At 28.2% G+C, this 23,193-nt stretch carries 28 protein-coding genes; 20 read left to right on the top strand and 8 right to left on the bottom strand.

The features are described from left to right. Positions 1-22: 22 nt before the first annotated feature. Complete coding sequence (locus tag BTO18_RS12285; protein ID WP_105016505.1) at positions 23-376, top strand: hypothetical protein; 354 nt, start codon at positions 23-25, stop codon at positions 374-376. On the opposite strand, the gene BTO18_RS12280 is transcribed toward BTO18_RS12285, so the two are convergent. Both BTO18_RS12280 and BTO18_RS12275 read right to left on the bottom strand, forming a co-directional pair. Next, on the bottom strand, positions 366-1,361 hold the full coding sequence (locus BTO18_RS12280; protein ID WP_226789034.1) for a S66 peptidase family protein: 996 nt from the start codon (positions 1,359-1,361) through the stop codon (positions 366-368). The two genes, BTO18_RS12285 and BTO18_RS12280, sit on opposite strands and share 11 nt — an antisense overlap. A gap of 3 nt (positions 1,362-1,364) precedes the next feature. Beyond that, the gene (locus BTO18_RS12275; protein WP_105017570.1) at positions 1,365-1,979 is read right to left on the bottom strand and encodes a hypothetical protein; all 615 of its coding nucleotides are present in this window, start codon (positions 1,977-1,979) and stop codon (positions 1,365-1,367) included. A gap of 101 nt (positions 1,980-2,080) precedes the next feature. Between BTO18_RS12275 and metG the strand changes: the two genes are divergently transcribed. The 17 genes from metG to BTO18_RS12190 all read left to right on the top strand — a co-directional run bounded on the left by metG (position 2,081) and on the right by BTO18_RS12190 (position 17,550). Continuing rightward, complete coding sequence (metG, locus tag BTO18_RS12270) at positions 2,081-4,156, top strand: methionine--tRNA ligase (RefSeq protein ID WP_105016503.1); 2,076 nt, start codon at positions 2,081-2,083, stop codon at positions 4,154-4,156. A gap of 13 nt (positions 4,157-4,169) precedes the next feature. Then, positions 4,170-5,591 (top strand): hypothetical protein, encoded by a 1,422-nt coding sequence (locus BTO18_RS12265; protein ID WP_105016502.1) that lies wholly within the window; start codon positions 4,170-4,172, stop codon positions 5,589-5,591. Then, the gene (locus tag BTO18_RS12260; protein WP_105016501.1) at positions 5,592-6,494 is read left to right on the top strand and encodes a histone deacetylase family protein; all 903 of its coding nucleotides are present in this window, start codon (positions 5,592-5,594) and stop codon (positions 6,492-6,494) included. Between the two features lie 477 nt (positions 6,495-6,971). After that, positions 6,972-7,430, top strand: coding sequence for a lipocalin family protein (locus BTO18_RS12255; protein ID WP_105016500.1), 459 nt, complete (start codon positions 6,972-6,974; stop codon positions 7,428-7,430). Between the two features lie 6 nt (positions 7,431-7,436). Then, positions 7,437-8,141: a YiaD family glycine zipper/OmpA-like lipoprotein gene (locus BTO18_RS12250; RefSeq protein WP_105016499.1), complete on the top strand. Its 705-nt coding sequence runs from the start codon at positions 7,437-7,439 to the stop codon at positions 8,139-8,141. A gap of 201 nt (positions 8,142-8,342) precedes the next feature. Then, positions 8,343-8,792, top strand: a complete 450-nt coding sequence (locus tag BTO18_RS12245; protein ID WP_211295603.1) for a GNAT family N-acetyltransferase — start codon at positions 8,343-8,345, stop codon at positions 8,790-8,792. Next, positions 8,793-9,902 (top strand): NAD(P)/FAD-dependent oxidoreductase, encoded by a 1,110-nt coding sequence (locus BTO18_RS12240; protein WP_105016497.1) that lies wholly within the window; start codon positions 8,793-8,795, stop codon positions 9,900-9,902. Further along, positions 9,902-11,032, top strand: coding sequence for an NAD(P)/FAD-dependent oxidoreductase (locus BTO18_RS12235; RefSeq protein WP_105016496.1), 1,131 nt, complete (start codon positions 9,902-9,904; stop codon positions 11,030-11,032). The genes BTO18_RS12240 and BTO18_RS12235 overlap by 1 nt, the downstream gene beginning before the upstream one ends. Further along, positions 11,032-11,742 carry a methyltransferase domain-containing protein gene (locus tag BTO18_RS12230; RefSeq protein WP_105016495.1) on the top strand — a complete coding sequence of 237 codons (711 nt, stop codon included), beginning with the start codon at positions 11,032-11,034 and terminating at the stop codon, positions 11,740-11,742. The genes BTO18_RS12235 and BTO18_RS12230 overlap by 1 nt, the downstream gene beginning before the upstream one ends. Further along, positions 11,743-12,795, top strand: coding sequence for a type III polyketide synthase (locus tag BTO18_RS12225; protein ID WP_105016494.1), 1,053 nt, complete (start codon positions 11,743-11,745; stop codon positions 12,793-12,795). 77 nt (positions 12,796-12,872) lie between these two features. Then, positions 12,873-13,574: a hypothetical protein gene (locus BTO18_RS12220; RefSeq protein WP_105016493.1), complete on the top strand. Its 702-nt coding sequence runs from the start codon at positions 12,873-12,875 to the stop codon at positions 13,572-13,574. 83 nt (positions 13,575-13,657) lie between these two features. Then, a complete protein-coding gene (locus BTO18_RS12215) occupies positions 13,658-14,107 on the top strand; it encodes a 3-hydroxyacyl-ACP dehydratase FabZ family protein (protein ID WP_105016492.1) in 450 nt (149 codons plus the stop codon). Beyond that, positions 14,100-15,374: a beta-ketoacyl-[acyl-carrier-protein] synthase family protein gene (locus tag BTO18_RS12210; RefSeq protein WP_105016491.1), complete on the top strand. Its 1,275-nt coding sequence runs from the start codon at positions 14,100-14,102 to the stop codon at positions 15,372-15,374. The genes BTO18_RS12215 and BTO18_RS12210 overlap by 8 nt, the downstream gene beginning before the upstream one ends. After that, entirely contained in the window at positions 15,375-15,626 is a 252-nt protein-coding gene (locus tag BTO18_RS12205; RefSeq protein ID WP_105016490.1) for an acyl carrier protein, read from the top strand. It abuts the gene before it with no gap. Beyond that, on the top strand, positions 15,619-16,200 hold the full coding sequence (locus BTO18_RS12200) for a 4'-phosphopantetheinyl transferase family protein (RefSeq protein WP_105016489.1): 582 nt from the start codon (positions 15,619-15,621) through the stop codon (positions 16,198-16,200). Before BTO18_RS12205 ends, BTO18_RS12200 begins: the two co-directional genes overlap by 8 nt. Continuing rightward, positions 16,190-16,639, top strand: a complete 450-nt coding sequence (locus tag BTO18_RS12195) for a 3-oxoacyl-ACP synthase (RefSeq protein WP_105016488.1) — start codon at positions 16,190-16,192, stop codon at positions 16,637-16,639. The genes BTO18_RS12200 and BTO18_RS12195 overlap by 11 nt, the downstream gene beginning before the upstream one ends. Before the next feature lie 35 nt (positions 16,640-16,674). Then, complete coding sequence (locus BTO18_RS12190; RefSeq protein WP_105016487.1) at positions 16,675-17,550, top strand: AraC family transcriptional regulator; 876 nt, start codon at positions 16,675-16,677, stop codon at positions 17,548-17,550. 161 nt (positions 17,551-17,711) lie between these two features. Here BTO18_RS12190 and BTO18_RS12185 read toward each other — a convergent pair whose 3' ends face one another. The 4 genes from BTO18_RS12185 to BTO18_RS12170 all read right to left on the bottom strand — a co-directional run bounded on the left by BTO18_RS12185 (position 17,712) and on the right by BTO18_RS12170 (position 20,865). Beyond that, positions 17,712-18,665, bottom strand: a complete 954-nt coding sequence (locus BTO18_RS12185; protein WP_105017569.1) for an ABC transporter ATP-binding protein — start codon at positions 18,663-18,665, stop codon at positions 17,712-17,714. A gap of 5 nt (positions 18,666-18,670) precedes the next feature. Next, positions 18,671-19,153, bottom strand: a complete 483-nt coding sequence (locus BTO18_RS12180; RefSeq protein ID WP_105016486.1) for an ABC transporter ATPase — start codon at positions 19,151-19,153, stop codon at positions 18,671-18,673. A 92-nt stretch (positions 19,154-19,245) separates the two neighbouring features. Next, positions 19,246-19,857 carry a thioredoxin family protein gene (locus BTO18_RS12175; protein WP_105016485.1) on the bottom strand — a complete coding sequence of 204 codons (612 nt, stop codon included), beginning with the start codon at positions 19,855-19,857 and terminating at the stop codon, positions 19,246-19,248. Positions 19,858-19,905: 48 nt separating this feature from the next. Then, the gene (locus BTO18_RS12170) at positions 19,906-20,865 is read right to left on the bottom strand and encodes an NAD-dependent epimerase/dehydratase family protein (protein WP_105016484.1); all 960 of its coding nucleotides are present in this window, start codon (positions 20,863-20,865) and stop codon (positions 19,906-19,908) included. Between the two features lie 173 nt (positions 20,866-21,038). Here BTO18_RS12170 and BTO18_RS12165 point away from each other — a divergent pair, with 173 nt between their 5' ends. Both BTO18_RS12165 and BTO18_RS12160 read left to right on the top strand, forming a co-directional pair. After that, a complete protein-coding gene (locus tag BTO18_RS12165) occupies positions 21,039-21,689 on the top strand; it encodes a hypothetical protein (protein ID WP_146106929.1) in 651 nt (216 codons plus the stop codon). Next, a complete protein-coding gene (locus BTO18_RS12160; RefSeq protein ID WP_105016482.1) occupies positions 21,686-22,204 on the top strand; it encodes a nuclear transport factor 2 family protein in 519 nt (172 codons plus the stop codon). Before BTO18_RS12165 ends, BTO18_RS12160 begins: the two co-directional genes overlap by 4 nt. On the opposite strand, the gene BTO18_RS12155 is transcribed toward BTO18_RS12160, so the two are convergent. Both BTO18_RS12155 and BTO18_RS12150 read right to left on the bottom strand, forming a co-directional pair. Continuing rightward, complete coding sequence (locus tag BTO18_RS12155) at positions 22,201-22,671, bottom strand: regulatory protein RecX (protein WP_105016481.1); 471 nt, start codon at positions 22,669-22,671, stop codon at positions 22,201-22,203. The two genes, BTO18_RS12160 and BTO18_RS12155, sit on opposite strands and share 4 nt — an antisense overlap. A gap of 27 nt (positions 22,672-22,698) precedes the next feature. Next, positions 22,699-23,193 (bottom strand): hypothetical protein, encoded by a 495-nt coding sequence (locus tag BTO18_RS12150; RefSeq protein ID WP_105016480.1) that lies wholly within the window; start codon positions 23,191-23,193, stop codon positions 22,699-22,701.

The following is a 23,193-nucleotide window of genomic DNA, read 5'->3' as shown; positions in this document are numbered from 1 at the left end:
TTTTTGGTTATTTTTAAAGCAAATGGAAAAAGATACTTTATTAAAATATTTAAAGTTTTTAAAAACTGAATGTTTAAGACATCAAAAAGATAAAATTATTACTGATGATGAAATAAATCAATTAAAAATTGAAGTACAAAATTTTATAAATAGAATAGATAAAAGTTCATTTTCTAAAGAAATTAAGCTTGAAATTTCTAAAATTGATTTTAATTTAAATGAAGAAAATCATAATCATTCAAAATTCAAAGTTTTTAAAGTTATAGGTGGCTTTCAGGGTAAAGAATTCAAAGAACAAGAAAATCGAAAACAACGATTTTTAAAACTTTATAACGATTTAGATACCTCTTTATTCAAAATCAAAACTATTCTTTAAAAACAACTTTTAACTGCTCACTGCTACTGTCTACTGCCAACTCAACTCTTCTTCCAAAAATTATTGCTCGATTATCAGCCTCATGACCTGCTGGAAAATTAAAAAAAACAGGAATACCTTGTGGAATGGCATCTAAAATGAGTTGCTCTATAGAACTACCCCATTTTGTAGAATTCTTTTTGATTAAGCTCATATCACCTACAACAACTCCTTTTACTTTGGTAAAATAACCAGCCCTTTTTAAGCTTTGTAGCATTCTGTCTATGGAATACTTATACTCGCCAATTTCTTCAATAAATAGTATTTTATTCTCTGTGTTTAATTGACTTTCAGAACCCAACATCGAAGCCAAAATTGCTAAATTTCCTCCAATCAATTGCCCTTCAATTTTGTTAGTATCAAAAGTTCTATTATATGTTGATGAAGGAATAGTATAACTCAAATTTTCACCAAAAAGCGCTTTCTTAAATGACGAAATTGTTTCTTCTATTTCCTCTGGCTTTTCTTCTAAACTAGTAGCCATCATAGCATGTAAAGTCTCAAAACCTAAATTATGAATGTGATTATGAAACGAAGTAATATCAGAATAGCCAATAATCCACTTTGGGTTTTGTTGAAATTTTGAAAAATCAAGTTTATCTAAAATTCTAACTGAACCATAACCACCTCTTGCTGCCCAAATGGCTTTGATATTTTTGTTGTCTAATGCTCTTTGAAAATCTTCATAACGTTCGTCATCAGAACCCGCAAAATGATTCCCATTATTAAACATATTTTTACCTAAAACTACTTGTAATCCCCAACTTTCTGCTAATTGTTTAGCTTGCAGAATAACTGCTTTTCTACTTGGTTTTAGAATTCCTGCTGGTGCAAGAATTGCAATAGTATCTCCAGCTTTTAAATAAGCAGGAGTTATTAATTTTTCTTGTGCTTTTATTGATGAGAAAATCATCAAGAATAAAACTGTAACTATTATATACTTCATTATTTAATACTTTTTATGCCAACCTAAACCAATCGTAATACCTAAACCAATATAAGATCTTTTAGCAAGATTTACATATAGTTTTAATCCTTGTGCACGTCCAAAACTTGTGGGTTTCCCAACAGGAATTAAGCCAAATAAAACTCTATATCTTTCTTTTTTTGAATGAAACCAATGAATTCCAAATTCTAATGGAAAACCAACAAAGTTATATTCTGTAACTACAACATCTTGTTTTGTTTTCTTATAATTGCTGTAAGAAATTCCACCTGCAAAATGGTAAGCTAAATCATTTTTAATAAATCTTTTTCCATAAAGTAAAGAATACTCTCTTGTTAATTTTTGATCTATATTCGTAGGAATAATTCCGAAAATTACATCCACATTTTCAATGCGAGAGGTTTCAAAAAACCTAAATTTAAGTAGATTTTTCTTTACTTGATAATTTAAACTTAAACCTCCTGACAATCCATTAGTAACTCCAAAAGAATATCTAACATTTAAGTCTATAAAAACAATAGTATTTGTTTTTACCTTTAAAGAATCTTGTTTTTCTTGAGCTTTTATTGATGAAAAAAACATCAGTAAAAAGAAAAAAAGGAGTTTGTTTTTTAGCATTCTTTTTTTCTTAAAAGTAAGTATTTTCAATTACTACACAAAATTCCTTTTTTGTACTTTTGCACTTTCAAAAACGATACCAAAAAATACGAGAAAAGCTTATGAGTGCTCCAAAAAGATATACAATTACAGCAGCTTTGCCATACACAAATGGACCAATTCATATTGGGCATTTAGCAGGTGTTTATGTTCCAGCAGATATTTATGCACGTTATTTAAGAGGAATTGGTAAAGATGTGGCGTACATCTGTGGTTCTGATGAGCATGGAGTGGCTATACCAATGAGAGCAAAAAAAGAAGGAGTTTCTCCACAAGATATTATTGATAAGTATCATACTATTATTAAAAATTCTTTTTCAGAATTTGGAATTTCGTTTGATAATTATTCTAGAACTTCAGCTAAAATTCATCACGAAACAGCATCAGAATTTTTTACAAAATTGTATAATGATGGTGAGTTTATAGAAGAAGTGACTGCACAGTTATATGATGCAGAAGCCAATCAGTTTTTAGCAGACAGGTTTGTGGTTGGAACGTGCCCAAAATGCGGTTTTGAAGAAAGTTATGGTGATCAATGTGAAAACTGTGGAACAAGTCATAATGCTACAGATTTAATCAACCCAAAATCTGCAATTACAGGAAATATACCCACTGTAAAAGAAACCAAACACTGGTTTTTACCTTTAGATAAGCATGAAGTTTTTTTACGAGAATGGATTTTAGAAGGGCATAAAAAAGACTGGAAACCCAATGTTTACGGACAAGTAAAAAGTTGGGTAGAAGATGGTCTGCGTCCAAGAGCTGTAACCAGAGATTTAGATTGGGGGATTCCTTTACCAGTTGAAGGTGCAGAAGGAAAAGTATTATATGTTTGGTTTGATGCGCCTATTGGCTATATTTCATCGACTAAAGAATGGGCAGCAAGAGAAGGTAAAAATTGGGAAGATTACTGGAAAAAAGACGATACTAAACTAGTTCATTTTATAGGGAAAGACAATATTGTTTTTCACTGTATTATTTTTCCAAGTATGTTAAAAGCACATGGCAATTATATTTTACCAGAAAATGTACCAGCCAATGAGTTTTTAAATTTAGAAGGCAACAAATTATCAACGTCCAAAAATTGGGCAGTTTGGTTGCACGAATATTTAGAGGAGTTTCCAAATCAGCAAGATGTTTTGCGTTATACACTAACTGCAAATGCACCAGAAAGTAAAGACAACGATTTTACTTGGAAAGATTTTCAAACAAAAAACAACAGTGAATTGGTTGCTATTTTTGGGAACTTTATCAATAGAGTTGTGGTCTTAACTAATAAATATTATGCAGGGCAAGTACCACTTGCAGGAGATTATTCAGAAGTAGATGAAGACGTTTTAGCTGCTGTAAAAGAATTTCCAAATAGTATTGGAAAATCTATAGAAAGGTATAGATTTAGAGAAGCTTCTCAAGAATTGATGAATTTAGCAAGATTGGGTAACAAGTATTTGGCAGATGAAGAACCTTGGAAAGTAATTAAAGTAGATGAAGAACGTACAAAAACAATTATGTATGTTGCCTTACAAATTGCAACTGCATTAGCTGTAGTTTCTGAACCATTTTTGCCTTTTACTTCAACTAAATTAAGTAATATTTTAAATCTAAATGTCATTCCGAGTGAAACGAAGGAATCTCTAACATGGAAAGATGTAACTCAAAAAGATATTTTAATTCCAACAAATCATCAAATTAATAAAGCAGAACTATTATTTTCTAAAATTGAAGACAAAACTATTGAGGCTCAATTGCAAAAATTAGAAGCAACAAAATTAGCTAATGAGCAAGAAAACAAAGTGGTAGAACCTCAAAAAGAAACTATAAAGTTTGATGATTTTACAAAACTAGACATCAGAATAGGAACTATTTTAGAAGCAGAAAAAGTGGCAAAAACAAAGAAGCTTTTAAAACTAAAGGTTGATGTTGGTATTGATGTAAGAACCATAGTTTCTGGAATTACAGAAAGTTTTGCTCCAGAAGAGATAATTGGGCAACAAGTTTCTGTTTTGGTAAATCTAGCACCAAGAAAAATTAGAGGAGTAGAAAGCCAAGGAATGATTTTAATGACTGACACTCCTGATGGGAAGTTGGCTTTTGTTGAGCCTGAAAAGAAAGTTAAAAATGGGCAAGCTGTTAGTTAATAAATAAAAAAATATGAAAAAGATATTCGGAACATTAATTATACTTTTCTTTAGTATACAGGTTTTTTCTCAACAAACATTATTATCATTTAAAAATGATTTAAAAACAACGTCTTCTAATATAAAAGATGTTATACCTATTGTAAATGAAAAAAATGGGGAAATTGTTTATATTTTGGCTGATGCAAAGAATGTTTATGCTTACAAAATAAATTCAAAATTTGAAGTTGTAGATAGATTAACTTCTGAAGAAAAAAGTAGAAAATTTAAAATTTTAATTGGGTATGATATTGATGTAAATGACGATTACACTATTTTTCTTACAAACAAGAAGAAAGAAAAATTTTTAATTGTTAGATTTTCTTTCGAAAGTAAACAAGTAATATCAAAGGAGTTTGATATTGAGAATACAGAATCTTTTGTACAAACTACAACAATCAATAATCAATTTTATTTACTCTGTTCATCCAAGCAAAAGAATGAATTATATGCTTATACCTTTAAAGACTTTAATAAAAAAAAGAATATTATTAGTACAGATAAATTGGTTTTTTTAGATAAATTAAAGAAAAGAAAAACAGCCAATAAAATGCTTATTTTTTCTGGCGAAATAAGAAAATTTGAAGAAAATATACCTAATACAATTGAAATAACTTCGAGTAAATATAAAATGTATGAGAGGGGACATGAAGTAGTTTTTTCTTTTAATACAGATGATTCTTTTACACAGCTTTTAATTATTGATTTAATAAACTTTAAAGCTTCAACAAAATATTTTAAAAACCCATTAAATAAAATAAAAAATACTTCCAAAAAAGGAAATTCCTACTTAAATGGTGATAATCTTTTTACTTTTTCTGTATCTAAAAAAGAATTTTCATTAAAAATATTTAATTTTTCTTCAGAAGAAGAAATTAAAACTTATTCTGCTGTAAAAGAAGGTGTAATTTCTTTTAAAAATACTCCAATTATTCAAGAAGGTGGGATATATAATAATTATAGAGAGCTAGAGAAAACCAAAAAGTTTCTACGTAAAATTTATGCAGGAAATATTGGTGTATCTGTAAAAAAATACAATAAATTTTACCATGTTACTCTTGGAGGATATGTCGTACAAAGATCTAATGCAGGGATGATGATGCCTTTTGGAGGATTACCAATAGCTTCTATTGGTAGTGCTACCATTTTTTTCAACCCTGCTCAAATAGCATTTAATTCATTTGGTAATAATAAAGCAACCCGAATCGAGTGTTTATTTGATGAAGAATTTAATCACAAAAAAGGAGAAATACCAGAAAATGCATTTGATAAAATGCAAGATTTTGTATCCGATAGTGATAAAGGAGGTACAGTTTTTAAATATAAAGATTTTTATATCAAAACTGAATATCGATCATTTTCTAAAGATTTGGTATTTAAGAAGTTTAAAGATTAAATGCTCAAAATAGCACATCATCCAATCTACAATCATCCGTTAAAATCTGGGCATCGTTTTCCAATGATTAAATACGATTTGTTACCTCAACAATTGTTATATGAAGGAACTTGTTCTGTAGAAAACTTTTTTGAGCCTGAAATACCAAATAATAAACACTTTTTTACGGTTCACGAACCAGACTATTTTTTTGATTTACTTAATATTACTTTAAACCAAAAAACAGCAAGAAAAATTGGGTTTCCATTATCAGAACGTTTAATTGAACGTGAAATGATTATTGCAGATGGTACCATGAAAGCATCAGAATTTGCTTTAAAAAATGGAATTGCTATGAACATAGCTGGTGGAACTCATCATGCATTTTCTGATAGAGGAGAAGCTTTTTGCATGTTAAATGACCAAGCAATTGGTGCAAAATATTTACAAAACAAGAATCTTGTTAATAAAGTTTTAATAGTAGATTTAGACGTACATCAAGGCAATGGAACTGCAGAAATTTTTCAAAATGATAACTCTGTATTTACATTTTCGATGCATGGAAAAAGCAATTATCCGTTTGTAAAAGAAAAATCAGATTTAGATATTGCATTAGAAGACAATACAAAAAATGATGCATATTTATCCATTTTAAAAGAAACTTTACCCAAACTCATTCATCAAGAAAAACCAGATTTTATTTATTATTTATGTGGAGTTGATGTAATTGAAACTGATAAATTAGGTAAACTTTCTTTAACTATTGAAGGTTGTAAAGAAAGAGATCGTTATATTTTACAAACCTGTTTTGACCAGAAAATTCCAATAATGTGTTCTATGGGAGGTGGCTACTCTAAAGATGTCAATATTGTTGTAGATGCACATGCAAATACGTTTAGATTAGCTCAAGAGATTTATTTTTAAACAATAACAAAAAAATTAAAGACTACCAATTTTTAAAATATGCCTGTTATAGAATCTTATTCTTTTGGAGACTATAATGATATAAATAGCTTCTCAAATTAAACAATACAGAAGTTTTAGATGGATTATCTATCAATAAAATTGACTATAAACTTGTTTATTGAAGATTTTACTGCTAACGGAAATTTTTATCCTTAAAAGAAAGAACAATCAAACTTAAGTAATCTATTTTAGATTTAACTATAAAATTTAAGAGTTTATAGGTTTTATAAAACCATTTATCGAAAAGATAAAAGGTAAATTTATTTAAAATTTATCTTTACAAATCTAACAAAAAATCATTAGTACCCCCAAACTATTTTTACCTGATTTGCCAAAACCATACTATTTGATTTTGGCAAATTTTTATAGTATTATTTTAACCCTATAAGTTGGTTTTTCTTTTCATAAATTCCTTTCTTTGTATAAAATAAAATCATGAAAAAAATACTATTTTTACTCATATCAATAACAATGCTCTCTTGTGGAGTGTCAAAAAACATTAAAACTAAAGAAAAAGTAATTAAAGGAAATTGGACTCTAAATAAAATTACGTACAGCAAAACAGGATCGTATAATGTTACTTTGTTTAAAGATCAAAAAGCAGGATGTTTTGTTGGTAGTAGTTGGAAATTTGTTCCTAATAACAATTCAGGAACTTATGTATTTAAAGAAGCAAACTGTTCAGCAGATGAAAGAGAGTTTATATTTGTAATTCAAGAAGTTGATGAAATTTCTGGCTATTATGATTTTCTTCTTAAGCCAAAAAAGAACGAAAGTAATATTGGTTTTAGGGTAAAACTTAAGAATCTTTCTGAAGATAGAATGCTTTGGCAACAAACCATTAGAGTAGATGGAGAACCCTTTATAATAAATATGAATTTTATAAAACAATAAATAATTATGAAAAGTAAAAACTTAAGTATCGTATTAATCTTTACAATTCTTGTATCTCTAACTTCTTGTGAAGCGACTAAAAACGCCAATAATAAACAAAAAGGAGCAGTAATTGGAGCTGCTGGTGGTGCTATTATTGGAGCTATTATAGGTAACAATGTTGGTAATGGAAAGAACAGTGAGTTAGGAGCAGTAATTGGTGGTGTTTTAGGTGGTACAGCTGGTGTTTTAATTGGTAAGAGAATGGATGAGCAAGCTAAAAAAATTGAGGAAGAAATACCTGGAGCTGAAGTAGAAAGAGTAGATAATGGTATTGTTGTTACTTTTGATGAAAATAGTGGTGTATATTTTGATACAAATAAGGCAAATATCAATAATAAATCAAAGCAAACTTTAGACAAATTAGCTAAAGTTTTTATAGAGTTTTCAGATACTAAAATTCTAGTTGTTGGGCATACAGATAATACAGGAAAAGAGGCTTATAATCTAGCATTATCTGAAAAAAGAGCAAAATCGGTTAAAAATTATTTAGTGAGTGATGGTATTGCAAGCTCTCGTTTCGAAACACTTTGGTATGGAGAGACACAACCAAAATATGATAATACAACTGCTGAAGGAAGAGCAAAAAATAGACGTGTAAATGTTGCTATTGTTCCTGATGAAAAAATGAAAGAGGAAGCAAAAAAACAAGCAAATCAAGTTAAAGGATAAGAAATTAACCTTTTAGATATAAGAAAAACACCTGTAAAACTTTACTTTTCAGGTGTTTTTATTTTTCAATATGTTTGATATATTACTTTTTTACAAATCAATTAAGTTCTAAATTCATATAAAAATTTCAGAACCAATAGCTGTATATTTATATTGTCTAACATTTTTTATATTTACTAATTAACGATTCAATTATTCATTGTGACCCATATTGTAAGAACAAATTCAGACAATCAAGATTTCATTAAATTGGTAAAACAATTGGATGCATATCTCAAAATAACGGATGGTGATGAACACGATTTTTACAATCAGTTTAATAATATTGACGTGTTAAATCATGTTATTGTAATTTACCAAAATCATATAGCAGTAGGTTGTGGTGCTATTAAAAAATTTGATGATTCTGCTATGGAAGTAAAAAGGATGTTCGTAGCAGAAAGCTATAGAAATAAAGGAATTGCCCAGTATATTTTGAAAGAATTAGAAGTTTGGACAAAAGAGTTAGAATATAAAAAATGTGTTTTAGAAACAGGAAAAAAACAAATAGAAGCTGTAAATTTTTACAAAAAATGTCAGTATAAAATCATCCCAAATTATGGGCAATATGTTGGAATGGAGAACAGTATTTGTTTTGAAAAAATAGTATAAATGAACTATAGTTATTGGGAATTAAAAGAATGGTTTTCAAAAATTGATTTTACAATTATTGGTAGTGGAATTGTAGGCTTAAGTTGTGCAATAACATTAAAAGAGACATATCCAAAAGCTAAAATTATTGTTTTGGAAAAAGGAATGTTACCTCAAGGAGCATCAACAAAAAATGCAGGTTTTGCTTGTTTTGGAAGTTTATCTGAAATCATTTACGATTTACAATCCCATACAGAAGAAGAGGTTTACACTTTAGTAAAAAAGCGTTGGGAGGGTTTACAATTATTACGAAAAAATTTAGGAGACAAAGACATAGATTTTCAAGAAAATAGAGGTTTTGAATTATGTGAATCGAAAAGTTTTTATGAGAAATGTATCACAAAGAAAGATACTATAAATCTTTTACTAAAACCAATCTTTAAAGCAAATATTTTTTCTGAAACAGATAATATTTTTAATTTCAAAAAAGTATATTCAAAATACATTACAAATAATTTTGAAGGGCAAATAGATACTGGGAAAATGACTACTCAATTATTGAGGAAAACTCAAAAATTAGGAATTAAAATCATTAACAATATTAAGTTAGAGAGTTATCAAGATAATAACACTAAAATTCATTTAAAAACCAATAGATTAGATTTTTATACAAATAAATTGTTAATTACTACAAATGGTTTTTCTAGAGAACTTCTTATAGAAAAAGTAACACCTGCAAGAGCTCAAGTATTAATTACAAAACCTATAAAAAATTTAGAAATTAAAGGAACTTTTCATTTGGATAAAGGCTATTACTATTTTAGAAATATAGACAATAGAATTTTGTTTGGTGGAGGCAGAAATTTAGACTTTAAGACAGAAGAAACTACTGAATTTGGACAAACAGAAATCATTCAAAATGAGTTAGAGAGAATATTGAAAGAAATTATTTTACCCAACCAACAATTTGAAATTGAACATAGATGGAGTGGAATTATGGGTGTAGGAAATCAGAAGAAAGCTATTATAAAACAAATTTCTAATAATGTATTTTGTGGAGTTCGTTTAGGAGGAATGGGAATAGCAATTGGATATTTAGTAGGGAAAGAATTAGCAGAATTACTAGATTAATGAAAACAAAAACCCCAAATTTTGATGTTATTATTATTGGAGGTGGTTTAGCAGGTTTGTGCAATGCTATTCATCTATCAAAATTTGGCAAAAAAGTATTGTTGGTAGAAAAAAACAGCTATCCAAAACACAAAGTTTGTGGAGAATATATTTCTAATGAAGTGATTCCTTATTTAAAATATTTAGACTTTAACCCTTTTGATTTTGGTGCAGTACAGATTAAAAATTTTCAACTTTCTACTACAAATAGTAAACTCTTTTCGTCAAAATTACCTTTAGGAGGTTTTGGAATATCTAGGCACACTTTAGATTACCAACTCTCAAAAAAGGCAATAGCCAATGGAGTTGCTATACTTAAAGATGCTGTAATAAACATCAATTTTAAAATTGATGTTTTTACAATTATAACAAAACAGAATAAGGTTTTTACCTCTAAAATAGCAATTGGCTCATTTGGAAAAAGGTCAACTCTAGATGTTGAGCTTAATCGAAAATTTATCAAAAAAAAATCACCTTATTTAGGTGTAAAAATTCATGTAAAAGGTACTTTTCCAAAAGATTTAGTAGCACTTCATAACTTTAAAGGTGGATATTGTGGTGTTTCTAAAGTAGAAAATGATGCTATTAATTTATGTTATATCACAAATTATTTATCATTTAAAAAATATAAAAGTATAGAAGATTTTCAAAAGAGTATTGTTTTTAAGAATAAGTTTTTAAATGAGATTTTTAAAAACTCAAAACCAATTTGGGATAAACCTCTATCTATAAGCCAAATTTCTTTTGATACTAAAGAGCTGGTTAATAATCATATTATTTTTTCTGGTGATGCAGCAGGTATGATTCATCCACTGTGTGGAAATGGAATGAGTATGGCTATTCAATCTGCACAAATAGTAGCACCATTAATTATTGATTTTTTAGAGAAAAAAATCGACAGAAATCAATTAGAAAAAAGCTATATTTCAAAATGGAATAAACAATTTAAATGGAGGTTAAAAGTAGGGCATTTTATTGCAGCTTTGTTTAGAAAGGATTGGATCTCAAACCTGTTATTGAATGTAGTTCAAAAACTTCCTTTTTTATTGCCAATTGTCATCAAACAAACCCATGGAAAACCCATAGATTAATGAATTTTATAGTTAGCACAAAACAAAGAACAGACAAAGAAGAAATCATGGACGATTTTTCTATTGGTGGTGATTTATTGCGTGATACTTTAGATAAATTAGAAAATATAAATCGCTGGTTAGGAGGTAATAGAGTAACTTTAAAAGGCTTAAAATCGATTCTTAAAAACCACCCCAAAGAACAAGAAGTTACCATTATTGACATTGGCTGTGGGCATGGAGATATTTTAAGAGATATTGCCAAATTTGGCAGAAAAAACAACTATACATTTAAGTTGATTGGAGTAGATGCAAACCCAACAGCAATTCAGTATGCAAATGAATTGTCTGTAGATTATACTGAATTGAGTTTTAAAACGGAAGATATTTTTTCTGATGAATTTCAAAAACGCGAATTTGATGTTGTTTTGGCCACGTTGTTTTTACATCATTTTAAAGAACCAGAATTGATTTCTTTTTTAAGAAATACGATAAAGAAAGCTAAAATAGGAGTGGTTGTTAACGATTTACATAGACATAAATTAGCTTATTATCTGTTTATGTTATTGTCAATTTTTATAAAAAATAAGATGATTATTGAAGATGGTTTAACATCAGTTTTAAGAGGATTTAAACGACAAGATTTAGAGAGAATTTCAAATAAAATTAATAAAAAATCACAAATATCATGGAAATGGGCATTCCGTTTTTTATGGATAATTAAAAAATAAATGGCAGTAAAAATAATATCAGTAGCCAAGCAATTACCAAAATACTATAGAGAAACAAAAGACATTATTCCTTTTGTAAAACTTTGGATGCAAGATCAAGAATCTCGTTTTCAAAGAAAAGTTGTTAAACTTTTTGAAGGTGCAGGAGTAGATAAACGCTATTCTATAATGAATCCAGAAGAGGTGTTTACAGCAACTTCATTTGAAGATAAAAACAATATTTATAAGAGAGAAATAGTGCAATTGGCTGAACAATCACTATTAAAATCTCTAGAAAAAGCCAATTTAAACCCCAAAGATTTAGACTATATTATTACTGTGAGTTGTACAGGTATAATGATTCCTTCTGTAGATGCGTATTTAATTAATTCATTAGGCATGAAACAAGATATTGTTCGCTTGCCAGTTACAGAAATGGGTTGTGCAGCTGGTGTTTCAGGAATAATTTATGCGAAGAATTTTTTAAAAGCGAATCCAAATAAAAGAGCAGCAGTAGTTGCAGTAGAAGCCCCAACAGCAACTTTTCAATTAAATGATTTTTCTATGACAAACATAGTAAGTGCTGCGATTTTTGGTGATGGTGCTTCTAGTGTAATTCTATCTTCTTTTAAGGATGATGAAGGGCCAACAATTATAGATGAAGAAATGTATCACTTTTTTGATGCCACACACATGATGGGTTTCAATTTAGTAAATACTGGATTACAAATGATATTAGACAAAGAAGTACCTAAAAAAATTTCTGATCATTTTCCAAATATTATTCACCCATTTTTAGAAAAAAATAATTTAAGAATAGAAGATATAGATCATTTAATTTTTCATCCTGGAGGTAAAAAAATTGTACAAACAGTAGAAGATTTATTTGGTAAATTAGGCAAAAATATAAATGATACTAAAGAAGTTTTAAGATTGTTTGGAAACATGTCAAGTGCAACAGTTTTATATGTTTTAGAACGATTTATGGATAGAAACCCACAAAAAGGAGAACGTGGAATTATGTTAAGTTTTGGACCAGGTTTTTCAGCACAAAGAATTTTGTTAGAATGGTGACAGTTTATTATAATTACTAAAGTTTTTTTAGCATTTCAATGAAAAAAACACAAATAAAAGTTTAAGAAAAGTTAAAAATGAAATCAAAATTACCATTAATCAACCTTACCCTTTTACTAGGTATTATAGCTTATCTCGTTTTTACAAGTACAAAAAAGGATATTGTAAAGTTCAAAGAAATTGAAGCTCAAAGATTAAGTATTGTTGGTTCAGATAACAACTTATATATGTCTATAAGTAATCCTGAACAACAAGCTCTAGCCACAACCCATGGAGTTCCACATTATCCAGACACAAAAAGAGATTTACCAGGAATTATCTTTTTTAATAGAGTTGGAGATGAAGTTGGAGGTATTTATTATGATGGTACAGATAAAGAAAACTTTGCAGGAATAACTTTTGATCAGCAGAAAAACGATCAAATAATGGCAATTATGAAAGATGAGTATCTTGAAAAAGGAGAATGGAAACGTTGGTATGGTATGTTTTTTAGAGAACGTTCAGATTCTATAAGGGTAGAAAAATTAGTTGAAGCTTTCCAAGCTAAAACAAAAGAATACTCAAAAACTCAAAAAGATTCTGCCTATTTAAGTTTCAAAAAATATATAGACTCTGAAATAAATGTGTACAGAATGTTTTTAGGAAGAGAAGAAAATAAAAAGACTGGGCTCTTTTTATATGATTCTAAAGGGAGAGAAAGAATTAAGATTTATATAGATGAGTTTGATAATGCAAGATTTGAAATTTTAGATAAAAAAGGTAAAATCTTAAAACCTTAAAATGAAAGAATTTCGACATAAAAACGAATGGATATTTGTTTTGGAGGTTCAAGAGGTTTAGTTCAAAAGGAAAATTTAAGCTAATGAAAACAAAAAAAATCATATCACTTTTACCCTATCAAAAACCATTTTTGTTTGTTGATAAAATTTCTGAAATCTCTGAAAATGGTGTTTCAGGGATTTATACATATCAGAAAGATGCCTATTTTTATAAAGGACACTTTAAAGGAAACCCAATTACTCCAGGTGTAATTCTTACAGAAACTATGGCACAAATTGGGGTTGTTTGTTTTGGGATTTACTTATTAAAAGAAAAAATTTCATCAGAAAATAAACTACAAATTGCATTAACTTCTCATCAAGTAGATTTTTTTTTACCTGTCTTACCTAATGAAAAAGTTACTGTAGTTTCAGAAAAAGTCTATTTTAGATTTAACAAATTAAAATGTAAAGTCAAAATGATGAATTTGAAAAACGAATTGGTTTGTAGAGGCGAAATTTCAGGAATGATAATCACTAAAGATAATGAATAGAGTTGTTATTACAGGTCTAGGAGTTGTAGCACCAAATGGAGTAGGTTTGCAAGAATTTACAGATGCTATACAGAAAGGTAAATCAGGTATTACATTCCATCAAGAATTAAAAGAAAAAGGGTTTTCTTGTTGTATAGGTGGAATTCCAAAAATTTCTGAAGAAAAAATTGCCCAATATTTAACACCTTTACAATTAAGAGGCTTTAACAGTACTTCTATTTTATACGGTTGTATCTCAGGAGTTGATGCTTGGAAAGATGCAGGTTTTTCTGTTGACGAAAACTCTATTTTAGATTATGATGCAGGTATTATTTTTGGAACTGGAACCTCTGGAATCGAAAAATTTAGAGAATCAATTTATAAAATTGATGATAATAAAGTAAGACGTTTAGGAAGTACTTCTGTAGTGCAAACTATGGCTAGTGGAATATCTGCATATTTAGGAGGAATTTTAGGTGTTGGCAATCAAATAACAACGAATTCTTCAGCCTGTACAACTGGTACAGAAGCTTTGCTTTTAGGGTTTGAAAGAATTAAAACTGGCAAAGCAAAACGAATGTTAGTAGGTAGTTCTAGTGATAGCAGTTTGTATTCTTGGGGAGGTTTTGATGCGATGCGAGTGATGACTTATAAGCACAATGAATCTCCAGAAAAAGGCTCAAGACCAATGAGTGCGTCTGCTTCTGGCTTTGTACCAGGAAGTGGAGCAGCAGCTTTGGTTTTAGAATCTCTAGAAAGTGCTTTAGAAAGAAAAGCAACGATTTATGCAGAAGTTTTAGGAGGTAATATAAATTCTGGAGGGCAAAGAAATGGAGGTTCCTTAACAGCTCCAAATGCAGAAGCTGTTCAAAGATGTATAAAAGATGCTTTGGTAGATGCAAAGATTTCTGCTGATAAAATTGATGCTATTAATGGCCATTTAACAGCCACATCTAAAGATGCTTTAGAGATTAGAAATTGGACAATAGCATTGAATAGAAAAGGAGAAAACTTCCCTTTAATTAATTCTTTGAAATCGCAAATTGGACATTGTTTAGCAGCTTCTGGAGCAATTGAATCTGTTGCTACTGTTTTGCAAATTAAAGATCAACTTGTATTCCCAAATATTAATTGCGATGATATTCATCCAGAAATATCAGAACTCATTCATAAAGATAAGATTCCACAAAAATTAATAAAAAAAGAAATCAACTTTCTTGCAAAAGCTAGTTTTGGTTTTGGAGATGTGAATGCTTGTGTTATATTTAAAAAATATTTAGATAATTAAATGACAAAAGAACAACTTTTAGAAAAACTAACTGCAATTGTAAAACCTTATGTTCAAAACGAAGAAGGTTTTAAAAATCTTAACGAAGAAACAGATTTTATAAATGATTTAGAAATAAATTCTGCAAATTTAGTAGATATTATTTTAGATGTTGAAGATGAGTTTGATATAGAAATTGATAACGATTCTATGGAAAATATGTTAACAGTAAAAGCCACTATACAGATTATTCAAAATAAAATGAATGCTTAATATTGGAAATGATATTATAGACCTACAATTAGCAAAAACAGAAAGTGATTGGCAAAGGATTGGCTTTCTAGAAAAACAGTTTACTGAAAAAGAACAGAAAGAAATTTATAATTCAGAAAATCCTTTTTTAAAGGTTTGGTTATTTTGGTCTATGAAAGAAGCTGCATATAAATGCTACACTCAAAAAGTAAAAAAGCGTTTTTTTGCTCCACAAAAGTTTGAATGTTTACTTACCAAAGAAGATGAAGGTGTTGTAACTTTTCAAAACACAAACTTCTATACAACTACTTTTTTTGATGCATCTTATATACACACAATTGCAGAAGATAAATTAATTAAAGGAGGTCATAAAATTCGCGTTTTTTTAGGAGTTGGATCTCCAAATAACCTCGATAAAGACATAACAAAACGATTACAAGAAAATACAGGGATTTTATCATCAGAAATTGAAAAAAGGAAAATCCAAATTGGAGTACCACAATTTTATCATCATCATAAATTTCTAACAAATTCTTGTTCTATTTCGCATCATGGAAATTATGGAGCATATGCATTTATTATAAATGGAAATTAAAAAAGAATTACTACATAAATGCAAAGAGTTTGTAGATAACCGTTTAAAAACTGTTCAAGAGACAATTTCATCCCATCAAAAAGCATTACAATCAGAAACCAAAAGTTCTGCTGGAGACAAGCATGAAACTGGACGAGCTATGTTACAATTAGAGATGGAAAAAGCCAGTCAGCAGCTTTCTAACATTTATCAAATGAAAGAAACACTAGCAAAAATTAATGTTTCAAAAACTTCTAATATTGCACATTTAGGAAGTATAATAGAAACCAATGTTGCCAACTATTTTCTCTCAATTTCTGCTGGGCAACTTGTAGTTGCAAAGAAGATGTATTTTGCTGTTTCTGTTTCATCTCCTATTGGAAAGTTATTGCTTGGGAAAAGAGAAAATGCTAAGATTTTCTTTAATCAAAAAGCAGTTGTGATAAATTCTATTAATTAATTTGTATTTTAGCGTAGATGTAATTCCCCCAAAAAATGCTAAATGTTTCTTTAAGTAGTGCTTATGAAATAAATTCTCAAGGATTAAACTTTAAAATTACTAGACTTGAAGATTTATTAAAATTAAAAGAAAAAGATGTAATAAATTCTAATCATTCTATAGATTATTATACATTAATTTTTATTACTGCAGATATAGGAAGACATTCTATAGATTACAATGATTACTATTATTCAAGAGGTACGATTCTATCTATTAGAAAAAATCAAATTCAAAAATTTTACAATAATAAGAATGCAAGAGGATTTTCACTTTTTTTCAGAGAAGAGTTTCTGAATAGTTATCTTAATGAAACTGAAATTAGAAAAACCATTCAGGCATTTAATGAAATGCTAACATCACCAAAAACGCAATTAAACGATGAACAATTTTCTAATATCTTACTTTTAATAACTAAAATAGAAGAAGAAGTTTTAACTATTTCAGATGATTACAGTAATAAAATTATTAGAAGTTTAGTACATGTTTTAATTACTGCTATTTATAGAATAAAATCTGAAGGACATAATAAAGTTCAGTTAAGTAAGTATCTGAAAGAGTTTATTAAATTTCAAAACCTATTAGAAAATAACTATACTACCACTAAAAAAGTAGGTGATTACTCCAAAAAGCTCGGATTTTCCTCAAAAAAATTAAATACTGTAGTACAATTTGTTACTCACAAATCTGCAAAAAAGTTTATAGATGAGGTAATAATTATTAAAGTAAAAAAGAATCTTTTACACACAAGTTTATCTATAAAAGAAATAGCTTTTAAGCTTGGGTTTCGAGATCCTGCTAATCTTTATAAGTATTTTAAAAAGCATACAAATTATACTCCAGAAGCTTATAGAAAAAGATTTAAGACTTAAATATTTCCCATTTTTACAGTTTAAAATCGAATATTTTCCTTTTTTGAAGTCTTTTACGTATTAAATTTGTAGAAAACGCTTTTAGTTTTTAAAGATTAAAAAATTATACTCCCCCAGCTTTCTCTATTTAAATATAGGGGTTTTAAGAGAAAGTTTATAATTTAATCACCTTGATTTTTACAATCTAGGTGATTTTTTATTGCTATAGAAACCATGGTCTTTTGTGCGATTAAACTATAATGATTAAAAAAAATCTTTTGCCCTTCAAAATTCCCTTCAACCAACCAATAAGACCCTTTAAAGAAAGAATTGGTAACGAAAACTTCTAAACTTGAAGCTTTTACCACCTCTATTTGATGAGGATATACTAATAAATTTTCTCCATCAATACTAATTTCATTAACATCATCAAATAATGCAGCTACATATTTTTCTTTAGGTTTACTGTAAATTGTTTTAGGATTATCATTTATTAAAATATGATTCTCTTTAATAACCATTAACTTATCAGCAAAAGATAGGGCATCATTTTTATCGTGTGTAGCCACAATACAAGCAATATTTTTTTCTTTTAAATAGCTAAATATATTACGTCGTAAGCTATTTTTTTTAAAATTATCTATTTGACTAAAAGGCTCATCTAGTAGAATAAGCTCGGGTTTTTTAGCTAGTGCTCTAGCTATTGCGACTCTTTGTTTTTGACCACCACTTAAGTTTTTAACCTTTACATTAGCAAAAGATTTCATTTCTATCACTTGCAATAATTCTTGAGTGCGTTGTTCGCTCTCTTCTGGATAAAAACGAGATAAAAACTTTTTTATATTTTCTGATACAGAAATATAGGGCATCAAATCAAAATGTTGTGCTACATATTTAAATTTTTCAAAACCAGGAACTAAATTAAATTCAGGCCCTAAAACTTGATGCTTATCCCAAAAAATTTCACCTTTTTGTAAATCTAACAAACCGTAAATTGCTTTTAATAAAGTTGATTTTCCACAGCCACTTTCACCCATTACACATAAGTGTTCTCCTTTTTTTAATGAAAAATCAAAATCATTTAATACAATGTTATTTTTAGAATACCCAAAAGTGATGTTATTTACTAGAAGCATAAAAGTTATAAAAAACGATTGTACCAACTCTCTTCAATTGGTGTTTCCCAAAAATTTTTAAAGTCGTAATTATTAGAAATTAAATTATCGAAAATGATTGTTTTACCAGTAACAGCTTTGCTTTTTAATAATTTTTTAAAATCTTTTAATTCTTTGTATTGAACATACTCACCTTGTTTAAAGCAAACATTCATTTTATCTAAAAGAGCTATATTATATTTTTCTTGAAGCGTTAAAATAAAAGAAACAGAAGTATCGATATCAGAATTTATTAATGCTGATGTTGAATCATCAGCCACTAAAACAATAAATCGATTATATAACAGTTGGTATGATGCTTTAAAGTTTTCATCATCATTTTTCCAATTTTCAACAAATTCTTTGATACTTTGTTCTAGCTCTTCAATTTCTGTTGTATAAAATTTTCTACTTGAAGGATAAACCCAAACTTTAGCTTCATCAGAAATTGAGGAATAATCAACGTACATTATACTTAATATTTTTGCAAAGATACGCAAACAAAAAATCGCAAACTAGAACTCTAATTTGCGATTTTTTAAAAGAATAGTATCTTTACTTTTTAGGCCTTTTGTAACTGTGTTTTATGTATCATTTCTACAAAATCACTTTGTACACTTTGCCCTTTGTCTTTATTATACCAAACCTGTAAATCTTGTTTAAATTGAGCATCTAAAGTACCGTTTTCTTTTTTATACTCTAACACCATTTTTGCAGCAGTTTTTGGTCTTGGTCCCCAAATAAATAACACTTCATTATCTTTATTTAATGCAATTAATTTTGGGATAGATCTACCTCCATTAGTTAAAAATAAATCCATCAATTCTAAATGCTCATCTCGTAAAACCAATTTTAAATTGATATTTTTATTTAGTTCAGTCATTTTGTGAATAACAGGTAAGTTTTGTGCTGCATCTCCACACCAACCTTCTGTTAAAACCAACCATGTTTGTGGCTCATCAATTAGGTTAAATGCATTAGTAGTTTCATCAGAAATTTTGATGGTTTTGTCTAAACGCTTCATTCTTCTATCATTTAACAAACTATAATTTGTTAATTCTTCAGATTGATTTGAACCTGTAGATTTATCTTCTGCCAATAAATTTTTTACTAGTTCTTTATATTCAAAATAACTATATGCGTTTTCTAAACTTTTTTCGATAATCGCTTTCATAATTGATGGTTTTCAATTTAGTGTTTTAGACGAAAAATAATTGATAACTTACAGAGATTTACTGTACTGCTTTTCAAGATTCTTAATAATATCTGCTGTCATTGATTTTAAATCAAACTGATGTTGCCAATTCCAATCTTCTCTTGCTTGAGAATCATCAATAGATTGTGGCCAACTATCTGCAATTTGTTGTCTAAAATCGGGCTTGTAGGTAATTTTAAAATCTGGAATATGTTTTTGAATTTCTAAAGCAATTTCTTTTGGAGTAAAATCGATTGCTGATAAATTGTAGCTATTTCTAATTTTAATATCTTTTGGTTTTACTTGCATTAATTGTATGGTTGCATTAACAGCATCATCCATATACATCATTGGTAAACGAGTGTTTTCGCTTAAAAAACATTCGTATTTCTTATCTTCTAATGCTTTAAAATAAATGTCGACAGCATAATCTGTAGTGCCTCCTCCAGGTTTTGTTTTCCAAGAAATAATACCTGGGTAACGTAAACTTCTTACATCAACTCCAAATTTTTGATGATAGTAATCACACCAAAATTCTCCAGCAACCTTACTAATTCCGTAAACTGTAGAAGGTTCCATTACCGTTTTTTGAGGTGTATTTTCTTTTGGTGTAGTTGGTCCAAAAACAGCAATAGAACTTGGCCAATAAATTTGATTTATGTGTTTTTCTTTTGCTAAATCTAACACTGCTAGCAAAGAATTCATATTTAAATTCCATGCTTTTTGAGGATGATTTTCTGCAGTCGCAGATAGCATAGCAGCTAATAAATATATTTGAGTGATGCTGTATTTTTGTACAATAGCTAAAATTTGCTTTTTATTAGTAGCATCAACAATTTCAAAAGGACCAGAAGCCATCATCTCTTTATTTCCTTCTCTTATATCTGAAGCAATAACATGTTCATTTCCATAAACTGAACGTAATTTTTGAGTAAGTTCAGTGCCAATTTGTCCACTTGCTCCTAAAACTAAAATTTGTGTACTCATTGAATCAAATTGAATATTTATCAATAACAAAGGTACTTAATTTAAGTATTCTCAATATAAATAATTTTAATTATTTATTTGATATTTTAACATCGTTTTATCACTAAAAAATTAACAAATATGAAATACAACCCTTTCTACAAAATATGTACTTTTACTTAAAATTTATTTTTGTGAAACGTATTCTTACTTTTTTTCTTTTTCTTTTACTATTTTCTTGTAATAAAAAACAACAGAATAGTGTTGTTTTAAGTGAAGAAAAACCAGAAATGAGTATTATAGTAAATCATAACTTTTCTGTAAAAGTTAAACCCATATTTGAGCAAGAAATAGCTACTTGGAAAGAATTAAAAATCCTCGATTCTTTTTTAGAAAGGTTTACAAAAGCATCTCCTAATGAGGCATTAAGTAATGCCATTGAACTAGAAAATTTGATAAAAAATGTAAAAGATTCTGTAAAACCAAAACTATTTGATACGCCTTCTTTTAAGGCTAGAGTTAATATTTTACATAACGAAAGCTTACGATTATCAGACATGATTAATATACCCTCAATAAAAGCTAAAGAGGTAAACGAACAAACAGGTAAAATAGTAAAAGCCTATGATGCTTTAATCTCTAAAATAAACAGTGTTTTATCTAAAAAAGCTTTTGAAGATGCCATAGTAATTGACGCTGTTTTTATTGGGTTAGACTCTACAAAAATTGATAGTATTTCTAAAAAAACAATAGAGTTAAACAGAAAGGAAAAGTATGATGAAAAATTTGTTAAAAAGAATGTAAGAAGCACATTGCCAAAAAAATCAAAACTTAAAAATCAATGAGAAATTTTCTAATCTTTTTTTTGTTTTTATTTGTGATAATCTCTTGTAATACTCGAGAGGTTATTTCAATTGAAAAACAAGAAACCATAAAACAAAATGTAAACAGCTTTATGGATGATTGGCATTTGGCAGCAACAGAAGCCAATTATGGTGATTATTTTGGAAAAATGGATAGTATCTCTGTATTTATTGGAACTGATGCTACAGAAAATTGGACAAAAAAAGCGTTTTCAAATTTTAGCAAACCTTATTTTGATAAAGGAAAAGCATGGGATTTTAAAGTATTAGAACGTAATATTTATGTAAATAATTTAGGTAATTTTGTTTGGTTTGATGAACTTTTAACTACTTGGATGGGAACTTGCAGAGGTTCTGGAGTTTTACAAAAAAATGATAATACTTGGAAAATAAAGCACTATGTACTCTCTGTATCTATACCAAATGATGATATAAAAATGGTTATAAAAGCAAAAAGAAAAAGTGATTCTATCTTTTTAAAGAATTTCTATAATTAAACAACGATTTCATTTACTGTTTTGTAAATAAGGTCACTCTCAAAACCTTTACGCATTAAAAAGCCAATTAGTTTTTGTTTTCTTTTATAAATATTTGATTCAGAAATTACAGCATTTCTATTTTCGGTAATTCTATAAATAGTTTCTAAATATTCTTTTTCTTCTATTTCTTTGAGAGCAGTTTTAATGTTGTAAGTAGAGATTTCCTTGAATTTTAATTCTCTAATAATTCGTTGTTTCCCCCAGTTTTTTATTCTGAATTTTCCTCTAGCAAAGCTTTTAGCAAAGCGTTCTTCATTTAAGAAATTATTTTTTAGTAAGCTTAATAAAATTTGTTCTTTAGCTTCAGGAATTAGATTGTATTCTCTCATTTTTTGCTCTACTTCTTTATGACATCTATCTTGATATACGCAATATTGCTCTATTTTGCGTTTGATTTCATCAACTGTGTAAACTTTGTTTTGCATTTAGTGGGTTTATGAGAATATTGCTATTTAACACCCACAATAAAGTTCTATTTGAGTTTTCTTTTCTTTTTCGATGATTTTATAATAACAACCTGGAATTTGTTCTTTAGGTTCAAATTTTGAATTATTTTCTTTCCAAATATATTGTTCTTCTTCAGCTTTATCTACTTCATAGATGTTTTCAATCCATTTCATTAATTCAACTCGTTTTATTTTTGGAATTTCTAGATTAATCATAATTCCACCAGATTCTTTACATTTAGATACAGCATATTGAATTCCGTTTTTAAACTTTTGCGAATAAGCACAAATTTTAGATTTATCCCATTCATAATATTTTATGTCATATTTTTTAGAAGTTGTTTTATAATTATTTGTCAAATAATGATAAATAATTTCACTTTCTACTTCTGTTGAATTTTGCTTTTTTAACTTTAAAATATTTGGTTGAGTAAGTTTAAAATTTTGGCTAAAAGTTAAACTAGATATTAACAGTACAATGAGTAAAAGTTGTTGTCTCAT

The sequence above is a fragment of the Polaribacter porphyrae genome (genome assembly GCF_002954685.1).
GTDB lineage: Bacteria > Bacteroidota > Bacteroidia > Flavobacteriales > Flavobacteriaceae > Polaribacter > Polaribacter porphyrae.
Note: the sequence above shows the minus strand (reverse complement) of the source record. Positions and strands in the feature narration are given on the sequence as shown.